The following is a 256-nucleotide window of genomic DNA, read 5'->3' as shown; positions in this document are numbered from 1 at the left end:
AATCAGCAGCGCGCCCGCCACCACCCGCAGGCTGACCGGTTCCTTCAGAAACAAGAACGACAGGCAGATGGTGATGACGACGCTCAGTTTGTCTATCGGTGCCACGCGCGACACGTCGCCTGTCTGCAGTGCCTTGAAATAGAACAACCACGACAGCCCCGTCGCCACGCCGCTCAGCACAAGGAAGAGCCAGGCATGACGCGGTATCTCCCTTATCTCGCTTACATGTTGCCCAAACAGCACGATGCCCCACGTC

The 256-nt window shown here is 59.4% G+C and carries 1 protein-coding gene; it reads right to left on the bottom strand.

The features are described from left to right. Positions 1-256: EamA family transporter (locus H6A60_RS14630; protein WP_205105347.1), on the bottom strand; the 256-nt coding region annotated here is incomplete at both ends.

It is taken from the genome of Sutterella massiliensis (assembly GCF_016899755.1).
GTDB classification, from domain to species: Bacteria; Pseudomonadota; Gammaproteobacteria; order Burkholderiales; family Burkholderiaceae_F; genus Sutterella; species Sutterella massiliensis.
Note: the sequence above shows the minus strand (reverse complement) of the source record. Positions and strands in the feature narration are given on the sequence as shown.